General features: G+C 51.5%; 14 protein-coding genes. All 14 read right to left on the bottom strand.

Translation table 11 applies throughout. From position 1 onward, the window contains the following. Positions 1-11 precede the first annotated feature (11 nt). The 14 genes from argJ to QQZ12_RS11940 all read right to left on the bottom strand — a co-directional run bounded on the left by argJ (position 12) and on the right by QQZ12_RS11940 (position 15,366). A complete protein-coding gene (argJ, locus tag QQZ12_RS12005; protein ID WP_102993590.1) occupies positions 12-1,247 on the bottom strand; it encodes a bifunctional glutamate N-acetyltransferase/amino-acid acetyltransferase ArgJ in 1,236 nt (411 codons plus the stop codon). 15 nt (positions 1,248-1,262) lie between these two features. After that, a complete protein-coding gene (argC, locus tag QQZ12_RS12000) occupies positions 1,263-2,294 on the bottom strand; it encodes an N-acetyl-gamma-glutamyl-phosphate reductase (RefSeq protein WP_102993591.1) in 1,032 nt (343 codons plus the stop codon). A gap of 175 nt (positions 2,295-2,469) precedes the next feature. Beyond that, positions 2,470-2,814, bottom strand: coding sequence for a c-type cytochrome (locus QQZ12_RS11995; RefSeq protein WP_102993592.1), 345 nt, complete (start codon positions 2,812-2,814; stop codon positions 2,470-2,472). A 16-nt stretch (positions 2,815-2,830) separates the two neighbouring features. Next, positions 2,831-3,589 carry a hypothetical protein gene (locus QQZ12_RS11990; protein WP_102993593.1) on the bottom strand — a complete coding sequence of 253 codons (759 nt, stop codon included), beginning with the start codon at positions 3,587-3,589 and terminating at the stop codon, positions 2,831-2,833. A 290-nt stretch (positions 3,590-3,879) separates the two neighbouring features. Beyond that, positions 3,880-4,668: an enoyl-CoA hydratase-related protein gene (locus QQZ12_RS11985; protein WP_284724471.1), complete on the bottom strand. Its 789-nt coding sequence runs from the start codon at positions 4,666-4,668 to the stop codon at positions 3,880-3,882. Between the two features lie 142 nt (positions 4,669-4,810). Continuing rightward, a protein-coding gene (gene prfB / locus QQZ12_RS11980) for a peptide chain release factor 2 (RefSeq protein ID WP_102993595.1) occupies positions 4,811-5,924 on the bottom strand; the annotation gives its coding sequence in 2 pieces (ribosomal slippage) (positions 4,811-5,851 and positions 5,853-5,924; 1,113 coding nt in all). 107 nt (positions 5,925-6,031) lie between these two features. Further along, the gene (gene secA / locus QQZ12_RS11975; RefSeq protein WP_284724470.1) at positions 6,032-8,557 is read right to left on the bottom strand and encodes a preprotein translocase subunit SecA; all 2,526 of its coding nucleotides are present in this window, start codon (positions 8,555-8,557) and stop codon (positions 6,032-6,034) included. Between the two features lie 164 nt (positions 8,558-8,721). Continuing rightward, on the bottom strand, positions 8,722-9,945 hold the full coding sequence (locus QQZ12_RS11970; protein WP_181352808.1) for a glycosyltransferase family 4 protein: 1,224 nt from the start codon (positions 9,943-9,945) through the stop codon (positions 8,722-8,724). 455 nt (positions 9,946-10,400) lie between these two features. Beyond that, positions 10,401-11,471, bottom strand: a complete 1,071-nt coding sequence (gene wecB, locus QQZ12_RS11965) for a non-hydrolyzing UDP-N-acetylglucosamine 2-epimerase (protein WP_102993598.1) — start codon at positions 11,469-11,471, stop codon at positions 10,401-10,403. Positions 11,472-11,737: 266 nt separating this feature from the next. Next, positions 11,738-12,295 carry a ribosome hibernation-promoting factor, HPF/YfiA family gene (gene hpf, locus QQZ12_RS11960; RefSeq protein ID WP_102993599.1) on the bottom strand — a complete coding sequence of 186 codons (558 nt, stop codon included), beginning with the start codon at positions 12,293-12,295 and terminating at the stop codon, positions 11,738-11,740. A gap of 237 nt (positions 12,296-12,532) precedes the next feature. Next, positions 12,533-12,730 (bottom strand): cold-shock protein CspD, encoded by a 198-nt coding sequence (gene cspD, locus QQZ12_RS11955; protein WP_029071979.1) that lies wholly within the window; start codon positions 12,728-12,730, stop codon positions 12,533-12,535. A 204-nt stretch (positions 12,731-12,934) separates the two neighbouring features. Next, positions 12,935-13,657 carry an amino acid ABC transporter ATP-binding protein gene (locus tag QQZ12_RS11950; RefSeq protein ID WP_284724469.1) on the bottom strand — a complete coding sequence of 241 codons (723 nt, stop codon included), beginning with the start codon at positions 13,655-13,657 and terminating at the stop codon, positions 12,935-12,937. Between the two features lie 5 nt (positions 13,658-13,662). Next, entirely contained in the window at positions 13,663-14,349 is a 687-nt protein-coding gene (locus QQZ12_RS11945) for an amino acid ABC transporter permease (protein ID WP_102993601.1), read from the bottom strand. Positions 14,350-14,592: 243 nt separating this feature from the next. Continuing rightward, entirely contained in the window at positions 14,593-15,366 is a 774-nt protein-coding gene (locus tag QQZ12_RS11940) for a basic amino acid ABC transporter substrate-binding protein (protein WP_189318920.1), read from the bottom strand. Positions 15,367-15,555 lie beyond the last annotated feature (189 nt).

Raw genomic sequence — 15,555 nt, 5'->3', positions numbered from 1 at the left:
TCTCCTTCCCGTTACGTGCGGTAGCTGGCATTGATGCGCACGTATTCATATGTCAAATCACATCCCCACGCCGTCGCCGTGGCCTGGCCCCGATGCAGATTGACGCGGATGATTACTTTCTCCTGGTTCAACTCCTCGCGCGCCTGTTCTTCATCAAATAGCAACGGCATGCCTCCCCCAATCACTTGCACGTGTCCCAGGTAAACATCGATTGATTCCGGTCGCAAAGAAGGCTCGCCGTAACCAGCCGCGCACACAATTCGCCCCCAATTGGGGTCAGCGCCAAACACCGCCGTCTTCACCAGGCTGGAACCGACCACCGCTTTGGCGATGTTTTGCGCTTCCTGTTCGTGGATCGCCCCTTCAACCACGACCTCGATCAAGCGCGTCGCCCCTTCTCCGTCACGGGCGATCATCTTGGCTAACTCTTGGCAGACATACTGAAACGCTTGTTGGAATTTGGACCAATCAGCATGGTGCATGTCGAGGGGAGCATGCCCGGCTTCCCCACTTGCCATCACCAAAACCATGTCGTTGGTGCTTGTATCCCCATCGACTGTGATCATGTTGAATGTCTGATCAGTGGTCTTCCACAGCAAAGATTGGAGAATCTCCGGTTCAATCACCGCATCGGTAGTGATAAACGCCAGCATGGTGGCCATATTGGGCTTAATCATGCCGGAGCCTTTGGCCACCCCTGCAATGGTCACCGGTTTGCCCTCAATCTCCACGCTCACTTCCACTTGCTTCGTGCATGTGTCAGTCGTCAAGATCGCTTCCGCAAACGAAGTGTCTGGCGCTTTTAACTTCGGTACCAGCGCTTCAATGCCCTGAATCACCTTGTTCATCGGCATCAATACACCAATAACACCGGTCGAAGCTACCGCCACCATGCTTTGCGGACAGGCAAGTTCTTCGGCCAGCTTCGCCCGCATCGCATAGGCATCCATCATCCCTTGCCGTCCAGTGCAGGCATTGGCGTTGCCGCTGTTGACGACCACACCTCGCAATTTCCCGGACACTCCCAAACTATCTTGGGTTACTTGGATCGGCGCCGCCTGAAAGGCATTGACTGTATATACAGCGGCAGCCGTCGCTTCCCGTTCGCATACGATTGCTCCCAAATCGGGCCGCTTGCGTTTGATACCCACATGCATCCCTGCCGCTTTAAACCCTTTGGGCGAAGTGATGCACGCTCCCTTTTGCACTGTGAATGCAGGTGACAAAACCCCTGATTCTTTCCCCATCTTCGCTCCCCCTTTTTATGGAAACAGCGGCGACTGCATCAATCCGGCTGTGGCAGCCCAACCCATCCGCAGATTAGCGTTTTGAACCGCTTGCCCCGCTGCGCCTTTCATCAGATTGTCGATCACAGACAAGACCGTGATCCACCCCGTCCGTTCATCCACATGGACACCGATATCGCAAAAGTTGCTACCTTGTACCGCTTTGGTCGACGGCCAGCCAGACTCCACGATGCGAACAAATGGCGCGTCCTCATACACTTCCTCATACATGTGAAGCACCTCTGTTGTCGTATATTTATGCAACATCGGTGCATAGAGACTAACCAAGATCCCCCGGTTCATCGGCACCAAATGCGGAACAAACCGCACCCGCACTTCTGCACCCGCAAGCCGTTCAGCCGCTTGCTCAATCTCAGGGATATGCTGGTGTCCATCCACTTTGTATGGGCGTAGATTCTCATTCACTTCACTAAAAAGCAATGACTGATCCACCTTGCGCCCTGCGCCGGTCACACCCGACTTGGCATCGATCACCAAAGCCCGCTGGTCAATCATCCGATGCTGAAGCAGGGGAAGCAAGCCCAGCAGCGTCGCCGTCGGATAACAACCGGGATTGGCGATCAGATCAGCGGTACGAATCTCTTCTGCAAACCATTCCGGAAGTCCGTACACCGCTTCGGCAAGCCACTTGTCTGGCGCCGCTTTTCGGTTGTACCAATCCTCATAGCTCCGTCCGTCTTTCAGGCGGAAATCCCCCGACAGGTCAATAACCAACTTCCCTTGCGCCCGCAACTGAGGAGTTAATTCTCCGCTCACACCGGGCGGTGTCGCCAAAAACACCAGCTCAGCCTCCTGGCCGATCTGTGCGATATCAAGCTCCTGAAAAGTGTAGGCGAGATGTCGCAAATGTGGATAAGCCTGGGACAATGCATCTCCCGCCTGTGAAGTGGAAATCAGCATCGCCAGTTCCAAATGCGGATGCCCTTCGATTAGCCGAATCAACTCCGCCCCGCCATACCCCGTCGAACCGATAACCGCTGTTTTCATCACTAGCCTCCCCATCACTTATCACATGCCATTGGATCGTTTTGCATTATTATACATCTATATTTATTTTTATTCAATGCATTGCATAAAAAAAAGAGCGATGAATCACACAGGTTTGTGCGTCCACCGCTCTTCACTTCCCATGTTCTTTTTGGTCATCCCGATAGATGAAGCGTCACTTTTTCTCTGCCAACCAAGCCGCCAATTTCTCTTGATCCTGGCTGGAGATATGTCCTTGCGAAGGCATGCTGCCCTTGCCTTTTTGCATGATTTCCACAATCTGCTCTTTCTTCAGTTTGCTACCGATTTTCTCCAGGCTCGGTCCAAACCCTCCTTGAAGATTGCCTCCGTGGCAGGATGCACAGTTGTTTGCATAGATTTTGTCCGCTGTCAAGTTCGCTTGCGCCTCTTTGGACTGAGTCGGCTCTTGTTTGGCGCTATTACCGCCGCAACCGGATACCACGAGGGCGATTGCGCTCACTCCCGAGAGAAGAATCATCCGCTGTTTGCTCTTCATCATGCGTGATCACCTCTGCCTATTTTTTAAACCAGTTGCGCCCGCCTTTCGCTTGCGAGCGGGACAAGGTGGGCTTTTGCTCCTCTTTCTGTTCATCTTCCCCGACATACATCTGCGTGTCGATCAAGCTGGCTTTTGGGATCTGCGAGGTTTCCCGGTTCTCGTCCGACGCTTTCAACAAACTGCGCTTGTACAAACGCCGACTCTTGGCTGCGTCGGTATTTTCTTCGGCAGCCGGCTCATTTTCAACGACCGGCATCTCGCGCGATGTTTTCCGGGTCTTTTTGCGCACGGCAAGCGTTTTGTCCCCTTCGCCATCCAGCGCCGTCTCCGCTTCCTGCGCCTGGGTTTGATCCAGATCGTCTGCTTGTTTCTTGCCACGCGATTTGAAGAGGTTGGAACGCGTGCGGCTAGAACGCTTAGACTCAGAAACAGTCTCTTTTTCACCCTGCGAATCGTTAACTTCTTTGTTTAACTCTCCACCCTGTATATCATCACGATAAATAATTTCTTGATCCTCATATGGTAACGTCTTCTGCCCTTCTTTGGGTCTTTCTCGGTGAATTCGCTGTTTCTTACGGCGTTCCCGCTCCATGGTTGTCCGGCGTACTTTTTCCACGCTGATTTTTATGTTATCGCTCGACATGCTTCCACCCGGAAACATCTTTTCGAGCTCCTCCACTTCTTGCTTTCTTTTCTTCCCGACGATGACGCTCACGATGATGATCACTGCCACCACCAAGACGACGGCGCCCCCGCCAATCATTATCATATCCATCACTCAACCTCCTTTGTCCCCATGAAGACTCCCATTAGGGCGTGCCTGATTCATTCTAACCTACTACCTCGCCGATGTCGGCTTCAATTGCTAGGCCCGCCTCAGTCTAGGGCGTGTCTGATGAATAGGCCAGCGGCTCCAAAACCAATTTCTCCTTCGCTTCACTTGTGCATCGGCGCTCCTCGAGAAAAGGTTTTTCCACCGCTTCTTCCCCACCAACTTGATTGGCCAGACACGCCCTAATGGATACAACGTAAAAGACCGGCGATGTAAGCCGGCCGCGGCGAAGCTTATTTTCCTGTAAAACGGGGCTCCCGCTTGTTAAGGAACGCGTCCATCCCCTCTTTGCGGTCGACTGTGTCAAACGTCAACCCAAAATAAGAAGCTTCTAATCTGAGTCCGGACGGAAGATCGATGTCGACCCCATGATGAATGGCTTTTTTGATGTATTTGAGAGCAATGGGCGCTTTCTTCGCCAATGTTTCAGCCAAACGCTTCGCTTCCTCTAGTAGCGCCTCTGGCGGCACCACTTTTTGCACCAGTCCGCAACGGGCCGCTTCATCTGCAGTCAGCATGATCCCTGTCATACAGAGGTATTTCGCCATCTGCCTGCCGACCAAACGGCTGAGCCGTTGCGTTCCCCCATAACCGGGAATGACGCCCAGATTGATCTCCGGCTGGCCGAATTTGGCCTTTTCGCTAGCCAAGAGAATGTCCCCGCACATCGCCAACTCCATGCCACCGCCAAGGGCAAATCCGTTGATCGCCATGATGACTGGCTTATCCAGCTCTTCCAACCGGGCAAATACCCTTTGTCCGAGGAGCGCCGTCCGCTCCGCTTCCTCACTGCTTTCGATCTGGTTCAATTCGGTGATGTCGGCACCCGCCACAAACGCCTTGTCTCCCGCACCGGTGATGATCAACACACGCACCGCGTCATTGCGCTCCACCCAATCGATTGCGGTATCCAACTCCGTCAACACTTCTCGGCTCAACGCATTCAACACTTTAGGGCGAGACAGGGTCAGCTGAGCCCATCCTTCCCCTTGATCACACACAATATGCTTCCAGTTGGTCACGTTGGTTCCCCTCCATCTCAAACGGTGATGTCCTAACCTTATGCCGTTGGGAGCTTATTGACACGGCCGCCCATGGCATGATACCGCGCCGTTTGTCGCACATCTTGACAACCCATTCTAGGCGTGCGCCGATTTTTCCTTCTTACCCCTTTTTGTTCATCATCTGGCGCAGGTATGCTTCGATGAACGCATTGATCTCTCCATCCATCACTGCCTGCACATTGCCGACTTCCGTTTGCGTGCGGTGGTCTTTGACCAAGCTGTAAGGGTGGAAGACGTATGAGCGAATCTGGTTCCCCCAGCCAATCTCCGTCTGTTCCCCTTTCAGTGCTTGCATCTCTTTCTGTTGCTCTTCCAACTTGCGCTCATAGAGACGGGCCTTCAGGATTTTCATCGCTTTTTCCCGGTTCTTGATCTGGGAGCGCTCTGATTGGCACGTCACGACGACCCCGGTGGGAATGTGCGTGATGCGGACCGCCGAATCGGTGGTGTTAACGTGCTGTCCACCCGCGCCACTGGAGCGATAAGTGTCTATTTTCAACTCGTCGGGACGCACCTCAATCTCCACATCATTATCAATTTCAGGCATCACATTGCAAGACACGAAGGAGGTGTGTCTGCGACCCGAAGCGTCAAATGGCGAGATGCGCACAAGCCGGTGTACCCCTTTTTCCGCCTTGAGGTAGCCATAGGCGTTAACCCCTTTGATCAGAAGCGTCACGCTTTTGACACCTGCTTCCTCCCCAGGCAGGTAGTCCAACGTTTCCACTTTGTAACCGCTCCGCTCAGCCCAACGGGTATACATGCGCAACAGCATTTCCGCCCAGTCTTGAGATTCGGTCCCCCCTGCGCCGGGATGGAGTTCCAGGATAGCCGAGTTGCGGTCATACGGCTCGCTCAGCATCAGCGCCAGCTCAAACGCATCAATCTCTTTGGACAAGGAGCGCACCGCTTTGGCCAACTCCTCCTGCAAGCCGGCGTCTTCGCCTTCCTCGTTCATCAGTTCGAGCATCAGCTGGCACTCTTCCTGACTCTCTTCCAACCCCGTCATCACTTCAATCTGATCTTTGAGATGCTTCATCTCATCGATCACTTTTTGCGCCTCTTCTTGATTGTCCCAGAAGGTAGGCGAAGCCATTTGCTCTTCCAGTTCACTCAAGCGCGCCTTTTTTTGATCGAGGTCAAAGAGACCCCCTGATGTCCGCCAAACGCTTGGCTGTAGTCGCTAGCTGTTGTTTGATTTCACTCATTTCCATTTTTCACGTCACCTCGACTGACTGTTTATGCCTATTATATCGCCAAACCTCTCACTTTAAAAAGGCAGGGAGGGACTCCCTACCTTTCGTTGCCCGACAGTCACGACTTATCCATTTTTCAAGCAACAGTTTTTGTACTTTTTGCCGCTTCCGCAAGGGCATGGGTCATTGCGGCCCACTTTATCCGCCCGGCGAATGGGCTCCTTTTTCGGCGCATCCGCTTCCTGCTCGGAACTGCCGGAAACGGCGGTCGGATTGACAGCGACTTCTTCGCGCTCCAACTCTTCTTCTTCCGCGATAACTGATTTCATCACATACTTGACAATCTCTTCTTGGATTTCTTGAATCATCGCCTCAAACATGGCGAAGCCTTCAAACTGGTAAGCGCGAAGCGGATTGTCTTGCCCGTACGCGCGCAAGTGGATCCCTTGGCGCAATTGTTCCATCGCGTCGATGTGATCCATCCACTTCCGGTCGACAGCGCGCAGAATCACCACTTTGGAAAACTCCTGCAAGCGCTCGTTCCCCAGTTCCTCCTGGCGTTCTTGGTAGTATTTCTTCACTTCTTCAAAGATGTCGTCCACCATCTCCGACGGATCTTTGCCTTCCAAATCTTCTTCTGTCAGGCGACCTTCGGGCAGTAGGTTATTGTTGGCATACTCCACAATCGCCTCGAGATTCCATTCCTCTTCCAAGTCCTCGGAGGTGTGGACTTGCACGATGTTCTCAATCGCCGCTTTGGCCATGTTGAGCACGACATCCTTGAGGTCGTCGCTTTCCAACACTTCGCGGCGTTGCTTATAAATTACTTCCCGCTGTTGATTCAAGACATCGTCATACTGCAACACCCAACGACGGGCGTCAAAGTTGTTGGCCTCCACCTTGCGTTGCGCATTGGCCACCGCACGGGAGAACATTTTGCCTTCGATGGGCTGGTCTTCAGGCAACCCCAACCGCTCCAGCATGCTTTCAAGGTTTTCCCCACCGAAGCGGCGCATCAGATCATCCGACAAGGAGAGGTAAAACTGGGAGGAACCTGGATCGCCTTGGCGTCCCGAACGTCCACGCAACTGGTTATCGATCCGCCGGCTCTCATGTCGCTCGGTTCCGATGATGTGCAAACCACCCAGTTCGGCCACACCTTCTCCCAGCACGATGTCCGTTCCGCGGCCAGCCATGTTGGTGGCGATGGTCACCGCCCCACGCTGTCCGGCTTGCGCCACAATCTCCGCTTCTCGGGCGTGGTTTTTCGCATTTAACACCTCATGCGGGATGCCGCGTCTCTTCAGCAACCGGGACAGGCGCTCCGATTTTTCGATCGAGACAGTACCTACCAGCACAGGTTGCCCTTTGGCGTGGCGTTGAGCAATCTCTTCCACCACCGCGTTAAACTTGGCCTCTTCCGTTTTGTATAGCACATCCGACAAGTCTTCGCGCAATTGTGGGCGGTTGGTCGGTATCTGATAAACATCCATGTTGTAGATTTTGCGGAACTCTTCTTCTTCCGTCTTTGCCGTACCGGTCATCCCAGACAACTTTTTGTACAGGCGGAAGTAATTTTGCAGGGTGACGGTGGCCAGCGTCATGCTTTCACGCTGCACTTGTAACCCTTCTTTGGCTTCAATCGCCTGGTGCAACCCATCGCTGTAGCGGCGGCCATACATCAAACGGCCTGTAAATTCATCCACGATCACGACGCCGTCTTCATTCACTACATAATCTTCGTCGCGCTTCATGATGGCATGCGCTTTCAATGCCTGTTGAATGTGATGGTTCAACGTAACGTGCTTCATGTCGTACAAGTTGTCGACACCGAGGAAGTTCTCCACTTTTTTCACGCCGTCTTCCGTCAGCGATACCTGTTTGGTCTTGATGTCGATCGTGTAATCATCGCCTTCTTTCAAGCGACGCACGATGTTGTCGGCGGTGTAGTACAAGTCGGTCGCCTTGTTGGCTTGCCCACTGATAATGAGCGGCGTCCGCGCTTCGTCGATCAAGATGCTATCCACCTCGTCGATGATCGCGAAGTTCAGCTCCCGCTGGGTCAATTGTTCCTTGTACAACACCATGTTGTCCCGCAGATAGTCGAAGCCAAACTCATTGTTCGTACCGAAGGTGATATCCGCTTGATAAGCGGCCCGCTTTTCCTCTGGCGACATCATCGGCAAATTTAGGCCCACAGTCAACCCCAGGAATTCAAACACCTGGCCCATCCACTCTTTGTCCCGCTTGGCCAGATAATCGTTGACGGTAACGATATGGACACCCTTGCCTTCCAACGCGTTCAAATACGCGGGCAAAGTGGACACGAGGGTTTTCCCTTCCCCCGTTTTCATCTCAGCGATGTCTCCTTGGTGAAGCACCATTCCCCCCACGAGCTGCACGCGGAAATGGCGCATGTTCAACACGCGTTTCGCCGCTTCACGCACCACGGCAAACGCCTCTGGCAGAAGGTCGTCCAGCGTCTCCCCTTTTTCCAGTCGGGTCCGGAACTCATCCGTTTTTCCTCTTAATTCCGCATCGCTCAATGCTTGAAACTCTGCTTCCAGCGAGTCAATGTGATCCGCGATGCTGAAAAATTTCTTCAATTGCCGTTCGTGTGGATCGAATAATTTCTTAAGGGTACCTAACACCTTATCATCTCCTACTTAGAGTTGGTTTTTTTTATGATGTAACGCATTTTCGGCACCGACATTGTCAAAAGGCTACTCATATCAGTTTATCAAATTTATGCACCTTTTTCACTTGCGCCGTGATAAAAAAGGAGGCGGACCGCTTACCGGGGCCCGCTTCACCCCTATTTGCGATTTACCAACTCTCTCAGGATATTGTAGAAACGATGGGCCAATTTTTTGCGGTCCCCTTCGCGGTCAATGTACTCCCGTCCACGCCGCTTAATCTCTTCCCGCTCTTGGTCGCTGAATGAGCGCACGCGTTCAATCGCCTCAGCCAGCCCTTGTGGATTCTCTGCCCCAGCAAAAACCCCGACTTGGTTTTTCTCCACGATCTCACGCACTTCCCCGTCAACAGTGGAGATGATCGGCAAGCCGATAAACGTGTAATCAAATAGTTTGTTGGGTCGGGCCCCACGGAACACCTCATTGTCAGCCAAGGAAATGATCCCGCAATCGGCCGCATAGGTGTAGTCGAAAATCTCCGACTTGGGCACCGGATCAAGCAGGTGGATGTTATCTAACCCTTCTTCTTGCTTAATCTGTTGCAATTTTTCCTTCTCAGGCCCGTCCCCGATCAAGACAATCGCTGTATCCGGCTTCAAGTGGCGCCCTGCTTTCACCACATACTCCAATGCGTTGGCCGGGCCGTGCGCCCCGGTGTAAATAGCCACAAATTGATCCTCGGTCACGCCCATCTTACGCCGAAAAGCGGTCCGCTTCTCCGGATTTGGCTGCCAAGAGCTCACTACAATCCCGTTGGGGATCAAGTCGATTTTGTTCGGGTCGATTCCCTTGTCGGCGATAAACGTGCGTTGATGCTCCGTCAAGACGATGATCTTGTCCGCGTTCCGATACAGGAACGACTCCATCCAAGTGAGCAACTTGACCACATGTTTGTTGTTCAATCCACCCATCTTGATCAGGGAGTCTGGCCACAAGTCGCGCACTTCCAGCACAAACGGGCAACCTTTTAGCTTAGCTAGCATCCAGCCCGCAAAAGCCGTGAACAAATGGGGCGAAGAAGCGATCAACACATCCGGTTTTTTCTTCAACAAACCAGCTAAAAAGAAGACAACCGCAAAGCTTCCCATGTTGATGATGCGGCGAAAATCGTTCTGCTTGTGGGGAAAAGACCAAAGCCAATTCAACTTCAGCCCTTTCACCTTCTCGATTCCCTCTTTTTCAGCCTCTGTGATAAATGTGCGGCGCGGATGAACAAATTTGGACAAAAACAGGGTTACTTCTGCCTCTTCCTCCTGCGCCCATTCGCGCGCCAGTTCATAATGACGCGTAATTCCCGCAATATTCGGGGGAACGGCATAATGATTGGCTAACCAGATACGCAACTTCTTCACGTCTCCTTATATCCATTCCGATTTATGATCACTGTCATGTTTTCGTACAACCGATTTTCTCCATTATAGCTGAATCTATCTCAGGCCTCTCATCGAGGCGGTTGCTACAGCCAAAACGTTTCCCGGCCTTTCTATCTGGGACCTGCACGCTTGGCTCGAAAACATAAAAACTGTGTATATTGTAATATTATTGTCACTTTGTTACAGCATCGTAATAGAAACTAGTGACACTGTAACATAAATGGTCTCGGTTTGGGTATCCCTTTTGAAAAATAGTCAAGTTTGACATTGGCGTGACAGGTGCGCGGAGCGAGATTTCGCCGCGCCACTCATAAGCGTCTTCCCCACTTCATGACATGATTTCCCGCTTGGGATCGCTCATACCTCAAGCGATCCAACAAAAAACCGGCCCCTTCCCTCTTGCGGAAAGAGCCGGTTCACCTCGCTTATTTGCCCAAGTCTTTTTGCAGTTGATCCATGATCTTCTCAGCCGCGCGCCCATCGCCAAACACTTCGTGCACTTGGGAGAAATCGACTTCAAATCCGTTGACTGCTTCCAAGATGCGGGTTTGATCTGCACCCACCAAGACATTGGTGCCCAGTTCGACCGTCTCGGTCCATTCTGTTTCGTCGCGCATAGTGATGCAAGGCACTTTGGCGAAGAACGCTTCTTTTTGCACCCCGCCGGAATCGGTCAAGATTTTCTTAGCGTTCACTTCCAATTGCAGCATATCCAGATAGCCGATTGGCTCAATCAGCTTCACGTTTGGATTGGTGATTTCCAAGCCGAGCGGCGCCAGCTTGCCTTTGGTACGAGGATGGAGCGGCAATACCGCCGGCACCGGCAATTCGTTGATGGCACCGATGATTTGGCTGAGTCGGGCCGGATCATCAGTGTTTTCTGCACGATGCAAGGTGATCAGCACATAGCTACCGGCTTCCAGACCTAAGTCGGACAGGATCGTCGATTTTTCATCGGCCAGGCGGCTGTTATAACGAACCGCATCCAGCATCACATCGCCGGTCAAGTGAACGCCTTTGGTGATGCCTTCCGTGCGCAGGTGGTTCACCGCCGTCTGCGTGGGGCAGAACAGCCATTCAGACACATGGTCCGTCAACACGCGGTTAATCTCTTCCGGCATCCGCCGATTGAAACTGCGCAAGCCAGCTTCCACATGGGCGACGGGAATATGCAGTTTGCTGGCTGCAAGCGCGCCTGCCAAGGTGGAGTTGGTGTCGCCATATACCAACACGCAATCCGGCTTCTCTTTTACGATGACTTCTTCCACTTTAGCCAGCATCTCCCCCGTTTGGGCCCCATGTGATTTGGAGCCGACGTGGAGATGGTATTCCGGCACAGGAATGTGCAACTCTTCAAAGAAAACGTCTGACATCGATTTATCATAATGTTGCCCGGTATGTACCAGCACCTCTTGCGCGCGTTCGCGAATTACGCGCGATACGGGAGCCGCCTTGATGAATTGCGGTCTCGCCCCCACAACAGTCAACACTTTCATGTAATTGAAACCTCCTGCATCTCACCAGTCGGAATAGAGAGAATCTTTGTCTGTCCTTTGCTATCATAACACAGGTCGGGTACTTTTCTACAATCGCCACGACATCTTATCAAACAAAAAAACAGTGAGGAGCCATCCAAAACGATCGGGTCGTTGCCTTCAAGCTGGGGAAGACGGGGGCGCTGCCAGCATTTGCAGTTGATGCCACTTCCTAGGTTCAAGCGCGCAAAGTAAAAGCCCCCGCCTTCATAGCGGGGGCTTTCTTATCACTCAGGTTCGATCAACCCGTATTTCCCATCTTTCCTTTTGTAAATCACATTCACTTGGTTGGATGCGGCGTTGGTGAACACGAAGAAGTTGTGTCCAAGCATGTCCATTTGAAGCATTGCTTCTTCCGCATCCATCGGCTTGAACTCGAAACGCTTTGTTCGCACGAGATCAAGCTCTTCCTCATCTTGCACCGCCACGGGAGCCGCTTCCATCTCCCGCGCATGCTCTTTGTAACCACTGCGGAAGCTAACATCCTGGCGTGCTTTGCGGTTAATCCGCGTTTTATACTTACGGATCTGCCGCTCAAGCTTTTCAACCACTAAGTCGACGGATGCGTACATGTCCTCGCTGGATTCTTCAGCACGGACAATCACCCCAGGGAAGGGAATCGTCACTTCCACCCGATGCTGATCTTTGATCACAGCCAAAACGGCGTGGGCTTCAGTCTCGCCGACATCCTCAAAATACCTTTCGAGGCGGCTCAGCTTCCGCTCCACAAATTCATGCAACGCATCTGTTACTTCAAGGTTATGACCACGGATGACATATCTCATAGAGAAATCCTCCTTCCGCTTTGTACTACTTCTATTCCCCGATTTTGATGAAATCCCTCCTCTTTTTTTACAAAAATACAAAAGAAAATTAAGGAAATCTTAAATAAACACACACAGAATTGTAATATTATTCAAAAAGGTTAACTTGCGTTAGGCCTGACTTTCTTTTTTTTGGAAATTAAAAAGCCCCCCAGAGCAAGCTCTAGGGAGCGGGACATTCGTTGTTTCCAAAGCGAATTACTTTTTCACAACGTTTGCAGCCTGTGGTCCACGGGAACCCTCTACGATTTCAAATTCAACTTCTTGACCTTCTTCCAGCGACTTGAAGCCTTCCATTTGAATAGCGGTGTAGTGTACGAATACGTCTTCGCCACCCTCACGCTCGATGAAGCCATAGCCTTTTTCCGCGTTAAACCACTTGACTTTGCCTTGCATAAAACACAATCCCTTCTCAAATCGTAGTCATCGCATAAAGAACGCACTCTTATGCCACTTAACTATACCATTTGTCTAAAAATACTGTCAAGGTAGTACTTTAAGCCTACAAACGGGCTCCCTCTTTGCTCAAACGAGCGCCGATAGTCAGATAAAGCGAATGGAAAATGGCATGGGAACGTAGGCCCTTAGTCAGCGTAGTCATCACAACACTTTACTCAAAAACGCCTTCAAGCGTTCGTGTTTAGGCCGGGAGAAGATCTCAGACGGCGAACCTTCCTCAACAATCCGACCATCATCCATAAAGATGACCCGGTCGCTCACTTCACGGGCGAATCCCATCTCATGGGTGACGACGACCATGGTCATCCCTTCCTCGGCCAATTGTTTCATCACGTCCAACACTTCTTTAACCATCTCCGGGTCCAAAGCGGAGGTGGGCTCGTCAAACAGCATCAACTTGGGCTCCATTGCCAACGCCCTGGCGATGGCGACCCGCTGCTTCTGCCCGCCCGACAACTCGCCGGGAAAAGCTTCGGCCTTGGACCGCAATCCCACTTTGTCCAACAGCGCCAACGCTTTGGCCTCAGCTTGCTCTTTCGGCCATTTGCGCACATGAATCGGCGCCAACGTGATGTTGTCCAACACGTTTTTATGCGGAAACAATTCAAACTGCTGAAACACCATTCCCACTTCCGTGCGAACGCGGTTAATGTCCGTCTTGGGGTCCGTCAGGTTAAACCCGCCGACCACGACGCGGCCCGAACTCACTCGCTCCAACAGATTAAGGCAACGCAGAAAAGTGCTTTTGCCGGAACCGCTGGGCCCAATCACGCAAACCACTTCTGATTCTCCGATTCGTACATGGATGTCTTTGAGCACATGATGATCGCCAAACCGCTTATTGAGATTTTCCACCTGGATCATTTGTCTCACCCTTTCCGTCCGTTTGGATCTAACCGTCTTTCCATATAGCCCACCAGACGGGATAACACCAGGGTCAGTACCAAGTACACCAAAGCCGCGGTAATGTAAGGGGGCCATCTTACAAACGTGTTCTTGGCCGTGGCGAACGCCGCATATGTGATGTCGTTGACGGCGATGACCGTGACCAGGGAGCTATCTTTGAGCAAGGCGATAAACTCATTGCCTAACGGCGGCAACATGCGCTTAAAAGCTTGGGGGAGAACAACCAACTTCATCGCTTGCCGATAAGTCATCCCAAGCGAGCGCGCCGCTTCCATCTGTCCTTTGTCAATCGATTGAATGCCACCCCGGAAGATTTCGGCGATGTATGCCCCAGCATTTAGCGACAGTGCGATAAAACTGGAAGTCGCGGCGTCAGGCGCAGGGAGGCCGAGCACATCTTGGAACAACGCCGGCAATACGGCAAAATGAACAGCCAAAATTTGAAGCAAAAGCGGTGTCCCCCGGAAGAGATCCACATAGGCGACCGCCGGCAGACGCAACCACGCTTTGTCCGATAATCTCATCAATCCCAATATAAGTCCGATGAACAAGCCCGCTACGACCGCCACCACGGTTAGTTGAATGGTCATCCAGAGACCACGGATGAACAACTCCTGGTATTCTAAGATGACAGACCAATTCCACTCCATAGTTATCCACAACCCCCTTCTCTTGAACTCTTCTTTTTTCAGTTATTAACAGACTTATCCACATTATCCACAACGTCCACAGGCAGTTTTCCACACAATTTATAAACAAGTTATCCACAGAAGCAAGGGTTGCACATAGGAGCGACTGAAGTGACCGTCGCACGGGTGCACGAACGAGGATTAGTCCCCGTTCTCACTCCGCTCAATGCTTGTCCCCCGTTTGTAAATGTGGTTTTGCGCCGTTTACTTGTGATCACCAAAATATTTTTGATAGATTTTGTCATACTCACCGTTCTCTTTTACTTTTTTCAAACCTTCATTCAGCTTGTTCAGCATGTCCTTGTTGCCCTTCTTCACGGCCATCCCGTATTGTTCGACCGGCAAAGAAGTATCCTCCACCATGTTGAATTTGCCTTCGCCCAATTTTTTGTTAAACTCCACCACCACAGCACTATCGACTACCACAGCGTCCAAGCGACCGATTTGCAAATCATTGATGGCCGAAGGCGTTTCGTCGTAAGCCTTAATCCCTTCATACGTCTTGCCAAACACTCCTTGGACAACCGCTTCCCCCGTAGTGGCTGCCTGCACCCCGATCTTCTTCCCTTTCAACTCTTTCAGCGTCTTGATATTCGAATTTTTCGGCACCAGGATATATTGCTTGGCGTCAAAATAAGGCGCTGTAAAATCAACGGTTTGTTTGCGGTCATCAGTAATCGTAATCGCCGCCACGCCGACATCCACTTTGTCCCGGCTGAGTCCTTCAAAAATAGCGTCAAATCCCATATGAGTGATTTGCACTTCCATCCCCACGGCTTTGCCAATGGCGCGAATCAGTTCGGCATCAAACCCGCTGATTTCCCCATTTCCCTCTTGAAATTCAAACGGAGGAAACTCGGCGTTGGTACCAACCTGAATCACATTGTCTGCTTTCGTCTGCGACTGCCCCCCGCAACCGGTTAGTAAACCGGACAGAATCACTGCCAACGACGCGAACAGAATTCCTTTTTTTCTCATCGCCATCTCCCCTTTTTTAATAATGAATATCTAATCATTGCAAAATATCGTGCTCCAATAAGTCGTTTGAATGGATTTATTATACATTTGAATGATTATTTATGCAATAACAAGACTTTTCCATTCATGTTCATCACTTCACAATAAACCTTTTCGTATGCCCATTTTCCTCTTTCTGTATATCTCCGA

Source organism: Laceyella tengchongensis, assembly GCF_900182735.1.
GTDB lineage: Bacteria > Bacillota > Bacilli > Thermoactinomycetales > Thermoactinomycetaceae > Laceyella > Laceyella tengchongensis.
This window is presented reverse-complemented; position numbering and strand designations above follow the sequence as displayed.

Excerpts from the sequence above, each read along its gene's own strand:
- argJ (WP_102993590.1), bottom strand. The coding sequence starts at position 1,247 with ATGGGGAAAGAATCAGGGGTTTTGTCACCTGCATTCACAGTGCAAAAG.
- argC (WP_102993591.1), bottom strand. The coding sequence starts at position 2,294 with ATGAAAACAGCGGTTATCGGTTCGACGGGGTATGGCGGGGCGGAGTTG.
- QQZ12_RS11995 (WP_102993592.1), bottom strand. The coding sequence starts at position 2,814 with ATGATGAAGAGCAAACAGCGGATGATTCTTCTCTCGGGAGTGAGCGCA.
- QQZ12_RS11990 (WP_102993593.1), bottom strand. The coding sequence starts at position 3,589 with ATGGATATGATAATGATTGGCGGGGGCGCCGTCGTCTTGGTGGTGGCA.
- wecB (WP_102993598.1), bottom strand. The coding sequence starts at position 11,471 with ATGAAAGTGTTGACTGTTGTGGGGGCGAGACCGCAATTCATCAAGGCG.
- hpf (WP_102993599.1), bottom strand. The coding sequence starts at position 12,295 with ATGAGATATGTCATCCGTGGTCATAACCTTGAAGTAACAGATGCGTTG.
- cspD (WP_029071979.1), bottom strand. The coding sequence starts at position 12,730 with ATGCAAGGCAAAGTCAAGTGGTTTAACGCGGAAAAAGGCTATGGCTTC.
- QQZ12_RS11950 (WP_284724469.1), bottom strand. The coding sequence starts at position 13,657 with ATGATCCAGGTGGAAAATCTCAATAAGCGGTTTGGCGATCATCATGTG.
- QQZ12_RS11945 (WP_102993601.1), bottom strand. The coding sequence starts at position 14,349 with ATGGAGTGGAATTGGTCTGTCATCTTAGAATACCAGGAGTTGTTCATC.
- QQZ12_RS11940 (WP_189318920.1), bottom strand. The coding sequence starts at position 15,366 with ATGAGAAAAAAAGGAATTCTGTTCGCGTCGTTGGCAGTGATTCTGTCC.